Consider the following 17,551-nt stretch of genomic DNA (forward strand, 5'->3'; position numbering starts at 1 on the left):
AACTGAAAAATTTGAAACGCAAAATAGAAATTCTTGTCGGGGAGAAAGGGGAACTTTTTCTTGAAGAAACGTTCATTACTATCAATCACACTTGCAGGGGTCATCGGTTTTGGCGGAACATTTGCATTTACTGGGGGAGCATCCGCTACACCACTTTCTGATTTGAAAGATCAACAGTCTCAGGTTGCATCTGAGCTGTCCAATATTAACAGTTCTTTAGCCAAGAAGGAAAACAAACTAGCTGATTTGACTAACCAGCTTAATAACATGCAGGCTGAAGTGGAAAAGTTGGAAGGAAAAATAGATACTACTAACGTAAAAATAAAAGACAAAGAGAAAGAAATAGCAAAGACAGAAGCAGAAATTGACAAGCTAAAAAAAGAAATAGAAGAATTGAAAAAGAAGATTGAAAAAAGAAGTGAGCTTCTTAAAGAAAGAGCAAGAAGCATTCAGCAAAACGGCGGATCAGTTGATTACATCGACGTTTTGTTGGGAGCCGAAAGTTTTAGCGATTTCGTCGATCGAGTTTCCGCTGTAACGACTATTGTCAGTGCAGATAAAGAGATCATGGAAGAACAGCAGCGTGATAAGGATGCTCTAGAGGAAAAGCAGGCAAAGGTCGAAAAAAATCTTGAAAAATTGAACGGTATGCTTAAAGAATTGGAAGGGCTGAAAGCTGACCTTAATTCTCAAAAAGCACAAAAGAATCAAGCAATGAAAAATGTGAAGGCTGAACAAGCAAACATCTCTGATGAAAAGAAATCTTTGGAAGCAGAAATTGCTCAGCTTAATGCCAAGCAGTTAGAAATCCAAGGAGCAATCAGCAACGAAGAATCCCGTATTGCGGAAGAAGCAAGGAAGGCAGAAGAAGCAAGGAAGATTGCAGCGGAAGCGAGAGTGAAAGAGACTTCCAATTCAGAGGAAAGCTCAGCAACATCAAATTCTAATTCAAACTCAGGCTCTAGCTCAAGCTCAGATTCAAGTTCCAATTCAAGTTCCAATTCAAGTTCTAATTCAAGTTCAAAACCAAAAGCTTCTTCACAAGGAACAAGTAAAGTAACTACTACATACCATGAACCTTCTGCTCCTGTAGGCAATACACCTGCAGTCAGCTCAGGGATGTTTACGCGTCCTGCTGCTGGAGCATTCACATCCGGATTTGGTGCTCGTTGGGGTACAATGCATAACGGCGTTGATATTGCAGCAGGAAAAGGTACGCCAATTGTAGCAGCAGCAAGCGGAACTGTAGAAGTTTCGACATTTGGTTCACCTGGAAATTGGGGTGGCTATGGAAATGTTATTATTATCAACCACGGAAATGGATATAAAACACTTTACGGCCATATGAGCAGCCGCTCTGTTTCTCCAGGTGCCAAAGTATCTAAGGGGCAAGTTATTGGAGCTATGGGTAACACAGGGGACGTTGTAGCTGGATCTGGTGGAGACGGAACACACCTTCACTTTGAAATCTTTAAGAACGGAAGCCGTGTAAATCCGGCACCGTATATAGGTTTATAAGCTATGATTTGAGAAGAGCCGCATCCAATCGATGCGGCTCTCTCTTTAATATTTTTAGCAAATCTTCCATTGGCTCTTGATCCACAGTACGGATTTCTCTCTAATCTATAAGTGGTGGTAAGAAACTATTATGTATGTTGCCGCTCGAATCTTTGTATGCATCCTCTTATTTGATCAGCTCAAGCAGTTCCAGGTTTTCCACTGGACTGAAGTTATCAATGTTATTTTCGGAAAGGTCCAGATGAAGCAGTGAGGCCATGTTTGTTAATGGCTCTATTTCTCTAATGGCATTCCTGGATAAAATCAGAGTTCTCAATGAATCGAGGTCTGACAAGGCGTCGATTTTTTCAATATTGTTACCAGACAAATCCAATTTTGCCAATGCTGATAATTGGGACAGGGGAGAAATATCGGTAATTTGATTTTCTCTTAGATTTAACGTTTCCAATGCTGGTAAATGGGACAAAAAGAAAATGTCATTTAAACCGCTGGCACCCAGCCCCAAAATTCGTAGTTGTTTCAGGTTTTTTAATGGGGAAAAGTCATCGATGTCATTACTACATAGTGTCAGAGCCTGAAGCGAAGTCAAACCGGATAAGTGGCTGATATCCTTGATCTTATTGCCGGACAAATATAGTTTTTCAAGAGAAGGCAACTGAGCAATTGGCTGCAGGTCACTTATACCAGTATTGTCCAAACTTAACATTTTGAGCTTAAAAGCAACTTCCAAACCTTTTAAGGAACTGATTGTTCCCCTTTTGTTAGCTCTGAAAACGACCAGCTTTGCCATGTCTTTCACTGTGGGTCTGGTTTCGTCATTTACATATTCTTCAAGTTTTAATTCCTCCAGTACCCGTTGGCGCAGAACAGGATCTTCAATCCCTTTATAACGGTCAATGGCCTTCTGCATCTCCGGACTCAGATCTACTTCCGACGTTAGCTGTTCAGCCGGTGGTTCCGCTTCATCAGGTTGCTGTTTTTGATGATCCCCTCCATTACATCCCGCACAAAGCAATAGTACAAATAAATATAAGAATGTTTTTTTCAATATTCTTCACCCTTAAACAATAAATAAAGGCCTTTATTTATATAAATAGTTGTTTTCACTTATCTTTAAAGCCGGCTGTAAAGATCTTTAATTGTTATACGAAACAAATCCAGTTTGGTTTCAACTATCCTAATCCAAAGATTCAGTTTCTTGTCATTTTCGAAAAAATATAACAGATTTATGTTTAGAAATGATCAAAAGGTATATAAATGACTGACAGTCTATATTTTCGGTTGGAGTTATATGCTAAAATGGTTAAGAGCTTGGTCTGTGTAACTATATGAGCTGTGAGGTAGAGACGATGACATTTGTTGCAATCAGTACTCCGTTATTAATTATATTTCTTATTTTGAATATTGCGCTTGCCAGTTTTGTTATTTTTCTAGAAAGAAGAGACGCAAGCGCAACATGGGCATGGCTCCTTGTTTTGCTTTTTATTCCTGTTGTTGGTTTTATTTTATATTTGATCTTCGGTCAGAATTTGAGCAGGAAAAAGATTTTCGAATGGAAAGATAAAAAGAAAATAGGGATCATGGAAATCACCGATACCCAAATTAGTATGCTGAGAGACGGTGATTTTCCTTTTCATGACCATAAAACAGCGCAATACAAAGATTTGATCTACATGCTCCTTGTCAATGACAGTGCCGTCCTGACACAGGACAATAAAGTGGATATTTTTACAGATGGAAATGAAAAATTTCACTCGCTAATGGCCGATATTCGAAGAGCGAAAAATCATATCCATCTTGTTTATTACATTATGCGCAACGACAAGCTCGGTAACGAGCTGTTAACACTCCTTGTAGAAAAGGCCAAAGAGGGTGTGGAGGTCCGCGTTCTTTATGATGCGATGGGATCGAGAAGGCTTCCACGGAAATTTTTTCGTCCGCTGCTCGATGCTGGTGGAAGGGTCAGCGCTTTTTTCCCTGCTATCATCCCCCATCTGAATCTGCAGGTGAACTACCGAAATCATAGAAAGCTTGTCATCATTGATGGGACAGTCGGATATATCGGTGGATTTAATATTGGTGACGAATACCTTGGTTTGAACAAGAAGTTTGGTTATTGGCGGGATACACATCTTAGGATTTTCGGAAAAGCTGTTTTTGCAATGCAAACTAGATTTATCCTTGATTGGAACCAAGCCTCTTCGAATAAAATAAGCTATGAGGACAGGCTATTTCCGGAAATGAAACCAATTGGCGATACGGATGTGCAAATCGTGTCAAGCGGTCCCGATTCAGAATGGGAGCAGATTAAATATGGGTATATTAAGTTAATCAATTCAGCAAAAGATTATATTCTTATTCAAACACCGTATTTTATTCCCGATTCCAGTGTACTGGATGCTCTGAAAATAGCTGTGCTATCTGGTGTGGATGTCAGGTTGATGATACCGAATAAACCGGATCATATCTTTGTTTATTGGGCGACATATTCCTACGTTGGAGACCTGCTGAAGACAGGAGCAAAAGTATTCCTTTATGAAAATGGCTTTATACATGCAAAAACGATGATAGCTGACGGAAAAATTGCAAGTGTGGGAACAGCTAATATTGATATGAGGAGCTTCCGTCTAAATTTTGAAGTAAATGCATTCTTGTATGATCAGGAACTTGTTCAGGAGCTTGTTGATATTTTCAATGAAGATGTTTCGTTATCTCGCGAACTTACATTTAAACAATACTTGAAAAGACCGAAAATTATTCGTTTCAAAGAGTCGGTTTCCCGTTTGCTTTCTCCCATTTTATAAAATATATATTGAGGGAGGAGTATCATAATGAAATGGTATTCAGTCGGATCGCTGTCTTTTCCTGCTTCTTGGGTAGCTATTGCTTTCGCATTTATAGGCGCTTATTTATACTTAAGGCTGACTCAGGAAAAGCAGGCAGCAGATTTATACAGCAATGCTTTCTTCATCTTGATATTGACATGGAAGCTAAGCGTCATCCTGTTCCAATTTGAAACAATAATTAAGAATCCATTTTCTATTGTGTACTTTAATGGCGGGATGAAAGGATATTGGCTTGGAATTGCAGCCGCATTTCTTTATTTCTTTTTATCCGAAAAAAAGTCCCAGGTTCAGGAAAATACCCTTCATGTAAAAGTATGGATTGTGATCATTACAGTATATGAGCTTGTCTTCTATTTATTAAACAAAGAGCATATATTGTTTGCAGGCCTTCAGTTAATTGGAGGGATTGCTTTTTTTATGCTGTTAAATAAAAACTCAGGGAATCCGATTTGGGGCATTCAAATTCTCGTATTCTTCACCTGTTTTCAAGGACTTATTTACTCATTGGAAGGAAATTTGCTTTCCGTACCAATCGCGACTTACACGTCTGGCACATTGCTTATTGCCTGGACAGCATGGAAAGGAAGTCGAAAAAATCAATGAATAAAAAAATATTTGGTCTTGCACTCATTATATTGCTTGTTGGTATCGTTGTTATAAATATTATTCAGGATGTACGTGAGAAAAACGAGGTTGAAGCAGCTAAAGAGAAATTTTCACAGTCGGAAAATTTGGAGCAAGCAGATGAAGGCTTGAAAGAAGGGGAAGTGCCACCGGATTTTGAGCTGGAAACCCTTGATGGTAATTCAGTAAAGTTATCTGATTATAGAGGACAAAAAGTCATGTTGAACTTCTGGGCATCGTGGTGTCCGCCATGCAAAGCCGAGATGCCGCATATAGAAAATTATTATAAAACAAAGGCTAAACAAGAGAATGTAGAAATCCTCGCCGTGAATTTGACGAGTGTTGAGCGGGGAGTAAACGCTAGGAAGAAGGTTAAGAAGTTTATTGAAGAATATGGTCTAACCTTTCCGGTGCCGCTGGACGAAAGTGGAAAGCTTGGAAAAACATATCAGGCATTTACCATTCCAACGACTTATATGATTGATACAAATGGAATGGTTCATACGAGAATTATTGGGCCTATGGATGAGGAAACCATTGAAAAGATCGTGTCTGAAATGAAATAAACCTTCACGTTTAAAGTTATTCATATTTTAGTGTTGACAGCTTATAGACCGGTAGTATATAGTATTATTCAAGAGTTCGACAGAGCTTAAGAATTAAATGAATGAATAAGTAACACTCTTATCAAGAGCGGCGGAGGGATTAGGCCCTGTGATGCCCGGCAACCTTCAGATTTTCTGAAAAGGTGCTAATTCCTACAAGTCAAATGACTTGGAAGATAAGGGGAGGAATCGTCATATCGGCCCTCTTCTTATACGGAAGAGGGCTTTTAGTTTTCTTTTCCCCCTTCCTAAAGCGGTATTGATTAATGCCGTTTTATTACCAACTGTTCCGATCGATTTTGAAAATTCTAAGGAGGAAGAAAAATGACACAAGAAAAAAATTACCAGCCAGAAACAATTTTATTACATGGAGGACAAGAGCCAGATGCTACGGGGTCACGTGCTGTTCCTCTATACAGAACAACTTCCTATGTATTTAACGACACAGAACATGCTCAAAAATTATTTGCTCTAGAAGAGCAAGGAAATATTTATACACGCATCATGAACCCGACAACTGACGTATTTGAAAAAAGAGTTGCCGAGCTTGAAGGAGGTACAGCAGCTGTTGCTCTTTCTTCCGGAATGGCCGCTATAGCGTTCAGTATTCTGAACATTGCACGCGCAGGGGATGAAATTTTGGCAGCTACGGATCTTTATGGAGGTACATACAACCTATTCTCCATTTCGCTTCCGAAATATGGCATCAATGTAAAGTTCGTTGATCCGACTGATCCAGAAAACTTCCGCAAGGCGATCACACCTAAGACAAAAGCAATTTACGCTGAAATCATTGGAAATCCAAGTCTTCATGTTTTGGATGTTGAAGCAGTTGCAAAAGTGGCGCATGACAATAATATCCCATTGATTGTGGATAATACTTTTGCAACACCATATCTCACTAAGCCGATCGAGTACGGCGCAGATATTGTTGTTCACTCGGCTACAAAATGGATTGGCGGACATGGTACAGCTATTGGCGGCGTCGTAGTGGATAGCGGGAAATTTGACTGGAATAATGAAAAGTTCCCTGATTTTATTGAACCGGATAGAAGCTATCATGGTATCCGTTTTGGAATCGACGTGCCGGATGTTGCATTTGCCATAAAACTTCGTGTTCAACTGCTTCGTGACTTTGGTCCAACTTTGAGCCCGGATAATGCATTCTTTTTCCTGCAAGGACTTGAGACTCTTCATGTACGTATCCAAAAGCATGTTGAAAATGCGAAAGCCGTTGCTGAGTTTTTACAAAACCACGATGCAGTCGAATGGGTAGCTTATCCAGGTCTGGAGGACCACCCTTCATATGAATTAGCAAAAAAATACTTGCCTAAAGGACCTGGAGCCATCGTGAACTTCGGTATTAAAGGTGGAAGGGAAGCTGGCAGAAAAGCAATCGATAACGTTAAGCTTTGGTCACACGTTGCGAATGTCGGGGATGCGAAATCATTGATTATTCACCCTGCATCAACAACGCACCAACAGTTGAGCGCCGAAGAATTGAAAGAGACAGGCGTAACAGAAGAATTAATCAGATTAGCAGTTGGATTAGAATCTGTTGAAGATATTACAGCGGATCTTGCCCAAGCAATTGAAAAAGCAGTTGAAGCTGTATCTCAAGCATAATAATTTATATCAACAAAGCCGGTCGTGCCATGCACGCCGGCTTTTTCCAATATTTGAAGCGATCCTGTCATTAGGATGAGCCAAAAATAGAGTTCGCACGATAAAATCGTGTTTCGCACGAAAATCCAAGAAATCGCACGATTAATATGTAATTCGCACGATAATTCCAAATATCGCACGAAAAATATGAATTTCGCACGAAAATCCAAGAAATCGCACAATAAATATGATTTTCGCACAATAATCCAGGAAATCGCACGAAAAATATGATTTCCCACGATAATTCCAAATATCGCACGAAAAATATGAATTTCGCACGAAAATCCAAGAAATCGCACAATAAATATGATTTTCGCACAATAATCCAGGAAATCGCACGAAAAATATGATTTCCCACGATAATTCCAAATATCGCACGAAAAATATGAATTTCGCACGAAAATCCAGGAAATCGCACAATAAATATGATTTTCGCACAATAATCCAGGAAATCGCACGAAAAATATGATTTCCCACGATAATTCCAAATATCGCACGAAAAATATGAATTTCGCACGAAAATCCAGGAAATCGCACAATAAATATGATTTTCGCACAATAATCTAAGATATCGCACGATCCCCGAAAACCACACCCAACGTTTCAAATTGATCTTTATCCGCAATTTTCCATCAGCAATCATTCTGGAACATCACGGGTTCCTGTAACGAGTGTTCTTTCAAGTACCTTTCTTTCCAATTCGCATGCTGCTACGCAATTAGGCCACCTTTCCACGTTTAAGAAAATCCTTCATAACTTGTCCGTAGCCAGCATAGGTTTTGAAGTAAGGTGAACCGGTTGAGGGGGAAGACGATGAACAAAAAATGGCTGGCATTGCTTACCGCATGCTCTTTGTTTTTTGGAGCTGGCGGGGTGTATGCAGGAATAAAGTGGAAGGAATCCAATGTAAAAGAAAACTTGCTTGATGAAAAGCAAAGCTCAAAAAATTCTTCTGTGGTTTCGGCCAATCTTGAAAAAATAGAACAGGCTTACCAATTAATCCAAAAATCATACGTTAAAAAAGTGGATCATGAACAGCTCGTTCACGGGGCCATCCAGGGAATGATCGGGACATTGAAGGATCCGTATTCTGTATATATGGATGCGTCAACAGCGGAACGTTTCAATGACAGTCTTGATTCATCGTTTGACGGAATAGGAGCGCAAGTCACGATAGAGGAGGGAAAGCTGACCATTGTAGCGCCTATTAAAAATACACCGGCAGAAAAAGCTGGCCTCAAGCCAAGGGATCAGATTTTAAAAATTGATGGAAAATCGGTAGAGGGACTGGATCTTTATGAGGCTACGACGCAAATCCGGGGAGAAAAAGGTACAGTTGTTAAGCTAGAGATTTTGCGTAAAGGGGCGAGCAAGCCGTTTGAAGTGGAAATTACTCGTGAGGAAGTGCCGGTTGTTACCGTTTTTGCCGACATGAAAAAAGAAGGAAACAAAAAAATCGGTTATATAGAAATCACCTCATTTGCAGAAGGGACGGCACGTGAATTCGCAAATGAACTGAATAAATTGGAAAAAGAAGGGGCGGCAGGTCTTATTATCGATGTCCGCGGCAATCCGGGAGGTATGCTTTCCAGTGTCGATGACATTTTACAACAGCTGGTTACGGATAAAAAACCTTATGTGCAGATTGAAGAAAAAAGCGGGAAAAAGAATCCCTATTTTTCTGGAATGGAAGAAAGAAAAACTTATCCGATCAGCGTGCTGATTGATGAAGGAAGCGCATCCGCATCGGAAATTTTGGCGGGAGCATTGCTGGAAATCGAAGGGTATGACCTAATCGGAAAGAAGACTTTTGGTAAGGGAACAGTCCAGCAGGCTATTCCGCTTGAAGATGGAAGCAATATTAAGCTGACAATGTTCAAATGGTTGACACCTAATGGCAACTGGATTCATGATAAAGGAATCAAACCGACGATAGAAGTCGAACAGCCAGGGTATTTCCACGCCCATTCCCTGACGGTTGAAAAAAAACTGACCCGCGACATGAATAATGAAGAAGTGAAGATTGCCCAGGAATTATTGACAGGGCTAGGTTATGGTCCGGGCCGGGCAGACGGATATTTCGACGGCCAGACAGAACGCGCTGTCCGAGCATTCCAATCAATTGAAAAAATACCGGTAACAGGAGTGATTGATACAAGAACTGCTGAAAAGCTTGAAGAAGCGGTGATCAAGGAAATTCAAGATGAACAAAATGATCTACAGCTTCAGGTGGCATTAAAATCAATGAAGTAATTCGACAGAGTTTCCTCCGGTCACGCAAGCCGCACTTGTGTGGCCGTTTTGGGTTCTGAATGGGTGAGTGACGAACACACTCTTCTTCGAGCACGGAGAGGGGGAGGGCTAGAAGTTCTGGTTCCCTTTAACTTTATTCAGCAGAAGTCTCCCACTTCTGTAAGTGGTGAGATGAATGCATATCGGTATTCCATTCAGTGGGGGTTCAAACCCCGGCTGAATAAAGTCAAAGCCTCCGGCGGGTGTCACAGATTTTTAGAGGAAATTTATCGAACGATAAAATCTGGGCGCAAATACGCCAAGGCGAATTTGATTATTTTACATTCCTCCCTGGTGAAATCTTTGATAGAATAAAAAGATAACCATTTATTCCAGAGGGAGGCTGCGAGATGGTGCAATTATGGCTGCTGGAATTCGCCAAGGGAGTAGGCAAGTTTTTTCTGAATCCCGTTTTATATTTTTCTATTCTACTGGTAATTGCTGCTGGTTTTATGAGAATAAGAAGAGAACGGGCCGACTTTAATATAAGAGTACATGATCAGTTCCATGAATTAAAGCATTTGCTTCCTGCTGGACTTCTGGCAGGTGGGATTTTATCGGTTATAACGATTCTATCCGGATTCACGATCACGCTTGATATGCTCGCATTCATTGCTATAGCTACTATTGTACTGGGAGCGGTAGGCAATGCCAGGTTGCTTTCGCCTGCATTCACCTTGGGACTTCCGATCTTATTTGTTTTTACAATCACATTTTTTAATATTTCTGTTCCTTACACTGATTCATTAATAGAAAACAGCCTATTTTTGAGCGGAATCTCTGTTATGTTAGGAGTGCTTCTTTTCACCGAAGGAGCCCTTATGTTAAAAAACGGCTTAAAAGATGTATCGCCTAAGCTTCGGACAAGTCGCAGGGGCCTTACGATTGGCGCTCTTCAAATCAAACGGGTTTGGCTTATTCCGATTTTCTTTTTCCTTCCTGCCGGGCCTTTGACTGTACCGTTTGACTGGTGGCCGTTGATTCATTTGGGAACAGAGTCGTATTCACTGATACTTGTCCCTTTTGCACTCGGCTTTCAAAATCAGGTGCAAAGCAGTTTACCTAGTCAGGCAGTTGAGAGAATGGGAAAACAAACCATTCTTTTGGCTGTGCTTGTTCTTGCTGCATCGGCAGTCGGCTTCTATTATCCAACGTATGTCCCTCCATTTGTTGTAGGCATGGCTATCCTCGGACGGTTGCTTATTTTGTACAGACATCGTGTTAGGGAAAACAATACACTCTATTATTTCACACCACGGAACAACGGAGTCATGGTATTGGATATTATTTTGGGAACGCCAGCAAGTAAAATGGAACTAAAAACGGGAGAGATTATTAAGACATGCAACAATGTGGCGGTTTCCAATAAAGAGGAACTGTATAAAGCACTTTTGAAAAATCGTACCTATTGCAAGCTTGAGGTGCTTGATGTGAATGGTGAGATCCGGTTTGAACAATGTGCACTTTACGAAGGTGATCATCATGAGCTCGGCATTCTTTTTGTAGAAAAACGCTCGATACACAAGCAGGGCAGGGCGATGTAATAGTGAAAAGAAAAATCCTGGAACAACAGCCTTATTGCGATTGTTCCAGGACTTTTTCATGAGTAAAGAAAGTATAACTTGTTATGGAAATTTTTATTCAAAGGAAGGTTTTTCTTGTCCAGCTACGACGTACAGGACGTACTAGTGCAAGCAAAGCGACAGGATGTCGCGTTCTGAGCCTGCCGAAGTACAGGACGTACTAGTGCAAGCGAAGTGACAGGATGTCGCGTTCTGAGCCTGCCAGCGTCTAGCCCCTCGAGGTCACAAGCCACTTCCCTGCGGTGGCTGAAGAACTGCCTCTTCGGAAATCGTCTTGTGCTTGTCGGGGCTAAACAAGGCGCTTTTCTTATTTCTTTTTTCTTGCATATGCTGTGTGTGTGCACTCCCCCATTCGTGCATCACATTTAAGACGGGCTGGAGGCTCTTTCCGTATTCAGAAATAGAATATTCGACCTTTGGCGGTACCTGTGGATAAACCACCCTTTCGATGATATCTTCCTCTTCCAATTCCCTTAATTGTTTGGTCAGCATTTTTTGAGTGATATTCGGCATTAACCTTTTCAATTCACTGAACCTCAAAGTGTCTTCATTAAACAGATGTAATAAAATAATAGGCTTCCATTTTCCAACTAAAATACTTAAAGCCTCATCTACTTTGCAAAGCTCTGTTTTCATTTTTCAGCACTCCTTCATTAGTATCTTTTTCTACACTATAGCACTTTAAAGTGCGTACTTCTATTTCAGTTTAGTTTACCCCATAATTATACTTATAAGCTTTTTTTCCTATCAAGCTAAAAAACTGAAGGGAGGAATTTTTATGAGCAGTCAAAATATCCTATCAAGGGGTATCAGGAGTGTTAAGGATATCTTTTTTCGAGAAAATACACCAACTCATAAAGCGGGATTGGTGATTGAACCTGGCAATTGGGGAGAATATGATCCATTTCTGTTAATGGCGGAGGATTTTTTCCAACGGGGGACATTCGGAATGCATCCTCATCGAGGAATCGAAACAGTCACATACGTTATTGATGGAAAACTTGAGCATATGGATAATAAAGGAAACAGTAGTGAATTATTTCCCGGAGAAGTTCAATGGATGACAGCTGGTAAAGGAATTATTCATTCAGAGGAACCTGCTGTTGGAGATACAGTTCATTCATTACAGCTATGGGTGAACCTTCCAAGTGATAAAAAAATGACTGAACCACGTTACCAGAATATGCGTGCGCAGGATATGCCGGTTCGGCATGAAGATGGCGCGATCATAAGGGTTTTTTCCGGCGTATCAAATGGAGTTCAAGCTGACACGAAAAATCACGTACCTGTTACAATGGTCGAGATGTTGCTGGAACCGGGCAGTACCGTCAGACAGGATCTTCCTGGCGGTTATAATGGATTCCTTTATGTTTTAGATGGAAAAGGAAGATTCGGCAGAGGGGACACGGAAGGGAAAAAAGGACAGATTCTCTGGCTTGAGCGCGGGGATGATCTTTACCCAAGTGAGGTGAAAGTTCATGCGGAAGAAAAGTTACATGTCCTGTTATATGCTGGTCAACCTATTGGGGAAAGGGTTGTAGCGCGCGGCCCATTTGTAATGAATACGGAAGAAGAGATCATACAAGCATATCAAGATTATCGGGAAGGAAAATTCGGGTGAACAATGCCCTTATTTTGCAATAGTATCTTTTTGTATACTATGTTACTTGTAAGTGCGTACTGTTTATTTTGATAGATATGCTCTATAATCATACTTGAGTTTTTTAAATAAAAACATCATTACCATTCACATAGGGAGTTGTACATCATGACAATCAAAGTAAAAGCAGTTATCGGGAGCACAAGCTCTACATCATTCAACTTGAAATTGGTTGAGTTTATGAAAAACCGTTATGCGGATCAACTGGACATTACACCTGTTTTTATAAATGATCTTGAGACGTTTTCCGTTGATTTGGAAAGCAATGTACTAGCAAATGTCAAGGCGTTTAAAGACGATGTAAAGGATTCGGATGCTGTATTATTTGCAGTTCCTGAATATAACTTCTCCATTCCTGGAGCTTTGAAAAATGCGATCGACTGGTTATCCCGCGGGGGAGACTTCACAATCAAAGACAAGCCTGGTTTTATCATTGGGTCTTCCATGGGAGTGTTAGGAAGTGTACGTGCACAGATCCATTTGAGAGAAATCCTTTCAAATCCAGCTTTGTCACCTGTTTTATTACCTGGTAATGAAGTATACATTGGATCAGTCCATGAGAAAATTAACGAAGCCGGCGAACTTAATGACCAAGGTACTATCAATTTCTTGGATCAAGTCGTTCAAAACTTTGTAGAATTTTATAAAAAAAATAAAGCTGCCGTTCTTGCTTAAATAACAAAGCCTAAAGGTATATATAAGCGGATTAGACTAAAATGCTGATCCGCTTTTTCCTTTGTATTTTTTATCAGAATAATCCCATTGGATGTAATATGGGTATTTAAAAAGGATTTCCGGAAAAAATATCGAATATTTTATATAAGTAGTATTTTCTCCATTTTGTTATTTAACTATCTATTTTATGTATTGCTAATTTTCCGTGTTAATGCAATAATATTTTTGAAATATAGTAAGTCTTCATGAGAAAGGGGCGAGGCAGTGGAGAATGCATTATTAAACGTAGAAGGGCTGAGAACCTCTTTTTTTACAGATGATGGGGAACTTTCGATAGTAAATAGTATTGATTTCCATGTGCATTCAGGTGAAATTCTTGGCATTGTCGGGGAATCGGGATGCGGAAAAAGCATTACTTCTTTGTCTATCATGGGACTTATTCCTGCGCAGACAGGAAGAGTTGATGGACAAATTTTATTTAAAGGAGAAAACCTTACTTTGGCCTCGGAGAAACGAATGCGGCAAATTCGGGGTAATGAAATTGCTATGATTTTTCAGGAGCCGATGACGAGCTTGAATCCGGTCTTTACAATCGGGGAGCAACTGCTTGAAGCGATTAAGATACATAGGAAATTCCCGAAGAAGAAAGCAAAAGAGCGCGTTGTTGAGATGTTAAAGCTTGTAGGTCTTCCTCGTCCGGAGGAATTACTCAATGAATATCCTCACCAGCTTTCTGGAGGGATGAGGCAGCGTGTTATGATTGCGATGGCGATGATCTGCAATCCGGAATTGTTGATTGCGGATGAGCCGACGACGGCGCTGGATGTCACCATCCAGGCGCAAATTCTCGATTTAATGAAAGCGCTTAATAAAGAAACGGATACTGCTATTATGATGATTACGCACGATTTGGGGGTTATCGCCGAGATGTGCAGTCGTGTTATGGTCATGTATGCCGGATATATCGTGGAAGAGACGGATGTAAGAACGATTTTTAAAGATCCAAAGCATCCTTATACAGTTGGACTCATTCAATCTGTTCCGGACATACGTCATAAAAAAGAAGAGCTTTATTCTATTAAAGGAAATGTTCCTAAACCGGGTACGATCCAAGCAGGCTGTCACTTCGCCCCGCGGTGTGAACATGCGTTTGACCGCTGTTTTGCCCAAACACCTGATCTTTTGAAACTATCTAAGGGACATAAAGTAAAGTGTTGGTTGTACGAAAGGGAAAAAGGAGAAGCCAGCGGATGACAGAGCGATTATTGGAAGTCGAGGGTTTAAGGAAAAGCTTTCCTATACAAGGCGGGATATTTGGAAAACAGGTCGGGGAAGTGAAGGCAGTTGATGATGTTTCTTTCTTTATTAAAAAAGGGGAAACATTGGGGCTTGTTGGTGAGAGTGGATGCGGAAAGTCAACGACAGGAAAAACGCTGCTTCGTCTTCTGGAACCAACAGAAGGAAAAATATTTTTTGAGGGAAAAGACATCACAAATCTTTCAAAAAATGAAATGCGTCGTCTTCGCAGGGAAATGCAAATGGTTTTTCAGGACCCGTTCGCTTCCTTAAACCCGAGGCATAGAGTTGAAAAAATATTGGAGGAGCCATTGATTGTTCATGGGGTTACAGATTCTAAAAAACGAAAGAAAAGAGTGCGTGAACTCCTGCAAATCGTTGGCCTGAATGATTACCATGCAAAGAGGTATCCCCATCAATTTAGTGGAGGTCAACGCCAAAGAATTGGCATTGCAAGGGCCTTGGCTGTCAATCCCAAGCTCATTGTCGCAGATGAGCCTGTTTCTGCCCTTGACGTATCTATTCAATCGCAGGTTTTGAACTTACTGAAGAACCTGCAGGAAGAATTTGATTTAACATATTTATTCATCGCACATGATCTGGGAGTTGTCCGTCATATAAGCGACCGGGTAGGAGTGATGTACCTTGGAAGAATCGTCGAGCTGACAGATAGTGAGAGATTATATGACAATCCCAAGCACCCGTACACTAAAGCATTACTATCAGCCGTACCTGTTCCCGATGTCGACTTCCAAAAGGAGCGTGTTATCTTACGGGGGGATGTGCCAAACCCTGCAAATCCGCCTGCCGGCTGTGCCTTCCACACACGCTGTCCGGCGGCGATGGAGCAATGTGCCTACGAGCGGCCATTGTTCAAAGAAGTTGAAAAAGGCCATTACGCGGCTTGCCACTTATATGAGTAACTTGTCGCGTGAAATAAATAAAGGCAAAAATCATGAATGGGGGCAAAAAAATGAAAAAGGGGTTATCCATTGTTTTTTCACTGCTGTTCGTTCTCTCTTTATCTCTTATTGGCTGTTCATCAACGGAAAAGACAGGAAATGAAGATACCGGGGAAAAGAAAGAGAAAGCAGTCGAAGGCGGTACAATGGTTTATGCTCGTGGAGGAGATGCAGTCAACCTGGATCCGGCAACGGTTACAGATGGTGAGTCTTTGATTGTATCTGAGCAAGTACTTGAAACACTTGTCAATTATGAAAAAGAAACCACTGACATTATCCCTGGCCTTGCCAAAGACTGGGTAGTATCTGATGATGGGAAAACGTACACATTTGAATTGGAGGAAGGTATAAAGTTCCATGACGGTACCGATCTCAATGCAGATGCAGTAGTTCAAAACTTCGAACGATGGATGAACGGGAAGAGTGAAGCGGATTTCCCTTATTTTGTTTCTCAATTCGGAGGATTTAAAGGCGATGAATCAGCCGTCATTAAAGAGGTAAAGGCTGTAGATGAAAATAAGGTAGAGTTTACTTTATTCAGGCCGCAGGCCCCGTTCCTGAAAAACTTGGCTATGACTGCGTTTTCTATTTCCAGTCCTGCTGCAATTGAAAAGTTTGGAGCGAAATATATAGAGAATCCTGTGGGGACAGGTCCTTTCAAGTTTGAGAGTTGGAAACGCAATGATACTATCACAGTCGTCAAGAATGAGGAATATTGGAAAGATGGGCTTCCGAAGTTGGACAAAATCATCTTTAAAGTCATAACGGACAATTCAGCTCGTTTGAATGCACTTGTCAAAGGCGAAGTGGACTTGATGGACGGACTAAATCCAAGCGATGTTGCAAAAGTAGAGGCAGACAGTAATTTGCAAATTTTTGAGCGCCCGTCAATGAACATCGGTTATTTAGGTTTCAATGTTGAAAAAGAGCCTTTTGATAACAAAAAAGTCCGCCAAGCTATCAACCATGCGATAAATAAGCAAGCGATTCTTGATAATTTTTATGAAGGAACAGCAGAACTTGCGAAAAACCCAATTCCGCCTTCCATCAACGGATATAACGATGATATCGAAGATTATGAGTTTGATTTGGATAAAGCAAAAAAATTACTTGAAGAAGCTGGATTCAAGGATGGATTCAAAATGGATTTGTGGGCTATGCCTGTGCCTCGTCCGTACATGCCTAACGGTCAAAAAGTGGCTGAAGCGATCCAAGCAGATCTAGAAAAGATCGGTATTGAAGTAAATATCGTGTCCGTGGAATGGGCGACTTACCTTGAAAAAACCCGTGACGGGGAAGCACCAATGTTCATGCTAGGATGGACTGGCGATAACGGGGATGCGGATAACTTCTTGTATGCCCTGTTGGATAAAGACAGCATCGGGTCCAACAACTATTCGAGGTATGCGAATGAAGATGTTCATAAGCTGTTAATTGAAGCACAAACAGAAACAAATGAAGATAAACGCAATGAACTCTACAAGGAGGCGTTGGAAATCATTCACGATGATGCTCCATGGGTACCTATCGCTCACTCTGTTCCACAGCTGGCAGGAAAGAGTACGATAGAAGGCTTTTTCCCGCACCCGACAGGGGTTCAAGTAATTGATGATGTGTCCATGTAATGAGGATTTCGAGGGGGGGGTAAGCGTACTCCCCTTTTTTGGTCAGTAATGCTAGTACAAACGAAGCGACAGGATGTGGCGCTCTGAGCCAGCCGACGTACAGGAAGTGCTAGTTGCAAGCGAAGTGACAGGTAGCGGCCAGATGTAATCAACGCAAGTATCAAATTACGCGGAAGTTTATTCAGGAAAAATGTGGTCCT

The 17,551-nt window shown here is 41.0% G+C and carries 14 protein-coding genes, 1 pseudogene and 1 riboswitch; of the genes and pseudogenes, 13 read left to right on the forward strand and 2 right to left on the reverse strand.

Annotated elements, in window-relative coordinates:
- Positions 1-60 precede the first annotated feature (60 nt).
- Positions 61-1,518 carry a murein hydrolase activator EnvC family protein gene (locus D5F11_RS04245; RefSeq protein ID WP_120116061.1) on the forward strand — a complete coding sequence of 486 codons (1,458 nt, stop codon included), beginning with the start codon at positions 61-63 and terminating at the stop codon, positions 1,516-1,518.
- Positions 1,519-1,684: 166 nt separating this feature from the next.
- Here D5F11_RS04245 and D5F11_RS04250 read toward each other — a convergent pair whose 3' ends face one another.
- A complete protein-coding gene (locus tag D5F11_RS04250) occupies positions 1,685-2,566 on the reverse strand; it encodes a leucine-rich repeat domain-containing protein (protein WP_120116060.1) in 882 nt (293 codons plus the stop codon).
- 301 nt (positions 2,567-2,867) lie between these two features.
- On the opposite strand from D5F11_RS04250, the gene cls reads away from it, so the two are divergent.
- The 7 genes from cls to D5F11_RS04285 all read left to right on the forward strand — a co-directional run bounded on the left by cls (position 2,868) and on the right by D5F11_RS04285 (position 11,094).
- Positions 2,868-4,322: a cardiolipin synthase gene (gene cls / locus D5F11_RS04255; RefSeq protein WP_120116059.1), complete on the forward strand. Its 1,455-nt coding sequence runs from the start codon at positions 2,868-2,870 to the stop codon at positions 4,320-4,322.
- Between the two features lie 27 nt (positions 4,323-4,349).
- Complete coding sequence (locus D5F11_RS04260) at positions 4,350-4,967, forward strand: hypothetical protein (RefSeq protein ID WP_120116058.1); 618 nt, start codon at positions 4,350-4,352, stop codon at positions 4,965-4,967.
- The gene (locus D5F11_RS04265; RefSeq protein ID WP_120116057.1) at positions 4,964-5,554 is read left to right on the forward strand and encodes a peroxiredoxin family protein; all 591 of its coding nucleotides are present in this window, start codon (positions 4,964-4,966) and stop codon (positions 5,552-5,554) included. Before D5F11_RS04260 ends, D5F11_RS04265 begins: the two co-directional genes overlap by 4 nt.
- A gap of 115 nt (positions 5,555-5,669) precedes the next feature.
- Positions 5,670-5,776, forward strand: a riboswitch (SAM riboswitch).
- A 141-nt stretch (positions 5,777-5,917) separates the two neighbouring features.
- Complete coding sequence (locus D5F11_RS04270; RefSeq protein WP_120116056.1) at positions 5,918-7,219, forward strand: homocysteine synthase; 1,302 nt, start codon at positions 5,918-5,920, stop codon at positions 7,217-7,219.
- Positions 7,220-8,071: 852 nt separating this feature from the next.
- Complete coding sequence (locus D5F11_RS04275; protein ID WP_120116055.1) at positions 8,072-9,511, forward strand: S41 family peptidase; 1,440 nt, start codon at positions 8,072-8,074, stop codon at positions 9,509-9,511.
- A gap of 171 nt (positions 9,512-9,682) precedes the next feature.
- Positions 9,683-9,865 carry a hypothetical protein gene (locus tag D5F11_RS04280; RefSeq protein ID WP_126646498.1) on the forward strand — a complete coding sequence of 61 codons (183 nt, stop codon included), beginning with the start codon at positions 9,683-9,685 and terminating at the stop codon, positions 9,863-9,865.
- A gap of 35 nt (positions 9,866-9,900) precedes the next feature.
- Positions 9,901-11,094: a PDZ domain-containing protein gene (locus tag D5F11_RS04285; protein WP_120116054.1), complete on the forward strand. Its 1,194-nt coding sequence runs from the start codon at positions 9,901-9,903 to the stop codon at positions 11,092-11,094.
- A gap of 345 nt (positions 11,095-11,439) precedes the next feature.
- Here the strand turns inward: D5F11_RS04285 and D5F11_RS04290 are convergent.
- Positions 11,440-11,769 (reverse strand): annotated as a pseudogene (locus D5F11_RS04290) (winged helix-turn-helix transcriptional regulator); the annotation flags it as partial.
- A gap of 142 nt (positions 11,770-11,911) precedes the next feature.
- Between D5F11_RS04290 and D5F11_RS04295 the strand changes: the two are divergent.
- The 5 genes from D5F11_RS04295 (at position 11,912) to D5F11_RS04315 (ending at position 17,351) form a co-directional block, all read left to right on the forward strand.
- Positions 11,912-12,754, forward strand: coding sequence for a pirin family protein (locus tag D5F11_RS04295; protein ID WP_120116052.1), 843 nt, complete (start codon positions 11,912-11,914; stop codon positions 12,752-12,754).
- Between the two features lie 147 nt (positions 12,755-12,901).
- On the forward strand, positions 12,902-13,468 hold the full coding sequence (locus tag D5F11_RS04300; RefSeq protein WP_120116051.1) for an NADPH-dependent FMN reductase: 567 nt from the start codon (positions 12,902-12,904) through the stop codon (positions 13,466-13,468).
- 264 nt (positions 13,469-13,732) lie between these two features.
- Positions 13,733-14,722 carry an ABC transporter ATP-binding protein gene (locus D5F11_RS04305; RefSeq protein ID WP_120116050.1) on the forward strand — a complete coding sequence of 330 codons (990 nt, stop codon included), beginning with the start codon at positions 13,733-13,735 and terminating at the stop codon, positions 14,720-14,722.
- Positions 14,719-15,687 carry an ABC transporter ATP-binding protein gene (locus tag D5F11_RS04310; protein ID WP_120116049.1) on the forward strand — a complete coding sequence of 323 codons (969 nt, stop codon included), beginning with the start codon at positions 14,719-14,721 and terminating at the stop codon, positions 15,685-15,687. Before D5F11_RS04305 ends, D5F11_RS04310 begins: the two co-directional genes overlap by 4 nt.
- 50 nt (positions 15,688-15,737) lie before the next feature.
- Entirely contained in the window at positions 15,738-17,351 is a 1,614-nt protein-coding gene (locus D5F11_RS04315; RefSeq protein WP_120116048.1) for an ABC transporter substrate-binding protein, read from the forward strand.
- Positions 17,352-17,551: the final 200 nt, after the last annotated feature.

The sequence above is a fragment of the Siminovitchia terrae genome, from assembly GCF_003605405.2.
Taxonomy (GTDB): domain Bacteria; phylum Bacillota; class Bacilli; order Bacillales; family Bacillaceae_C; genus Siminovitchia; species Siminovitchia terrae.

Coding starts and splice junctions, on each gene's coding strand:
- cls (WP_120116059.1), top strand. CDS start 2,868: ATGACATTTGTTGCAATCAGTACTCCGTTATTAATTATATTTCTTATT.
- D5F11_RS04260 (WP_120116058.1), top strand. CDS start 4,350: ATGAAATGGTATTCAGTCGGATCGCTGTCTTTTCCTGCTTCTTGGGTA.
- D5F11_RS04265 (WP_120116057.1), top strand. CDS start 4,964: ATGAATAAAAAAATATTTGGTCTTGCACTCATTATATTGCTTGTTGGT.
- D5F11_RS04270 (WP_120116056.1), top strand. CDS start 5,918: ATGACACAAGAAAAAAATTACCAGCCAGAAACAATTTTATTACATGGA.
- D5F11_RS04275 (WP_120116055.1), top strand. CDS start 8,072: ATGAACAAAAAATGGCTGGCATTGCTTACCGCATGCTCTTTGTTTTTT.
- D5F11_RS04280 (WP_126646498.1), top strand. CDS start 9,683: ATGAATGCATATCGGTATTCCATTCAGTGGGGGTTCAAACCCCGGCTG.
- D5F11_RS04285 (WP_120116054.1), top strand. CDS start 9,901: ATGGTGCAATTATGGCTGCTGGAATTCGCCAAGGGAGTAGGCAAGTTT.
- D5F11_RS04295 (WP_120116052.1), top strand. CDS start 11,912: ATGAGCAGTCAAAATATCCTATCAAGGGGTATCAGGAGTGTTAAGGAT.
- D5F11_RS04300 (WP_120116051.1), top strand. CDS start 12,902: ATGACAATCAAAGTAAAAGCAGTTATCGGGAGCACAAGCTCTACATCA.
- D5F11_RS04310 (WP_120116049.1), top strand. CDS start 14,719: ATGACAGAGCGATTATTGGAAGTCGAGGGTTTAAGGAAAAGCTTTCCT.
- D5F11_RS04315 (WP_120116048.1), top strand. CDS start 15,738: ATGAAAAAGGGGTTATCCATTGTTTTTTCACTGCTGTTCGTTCTCTCT.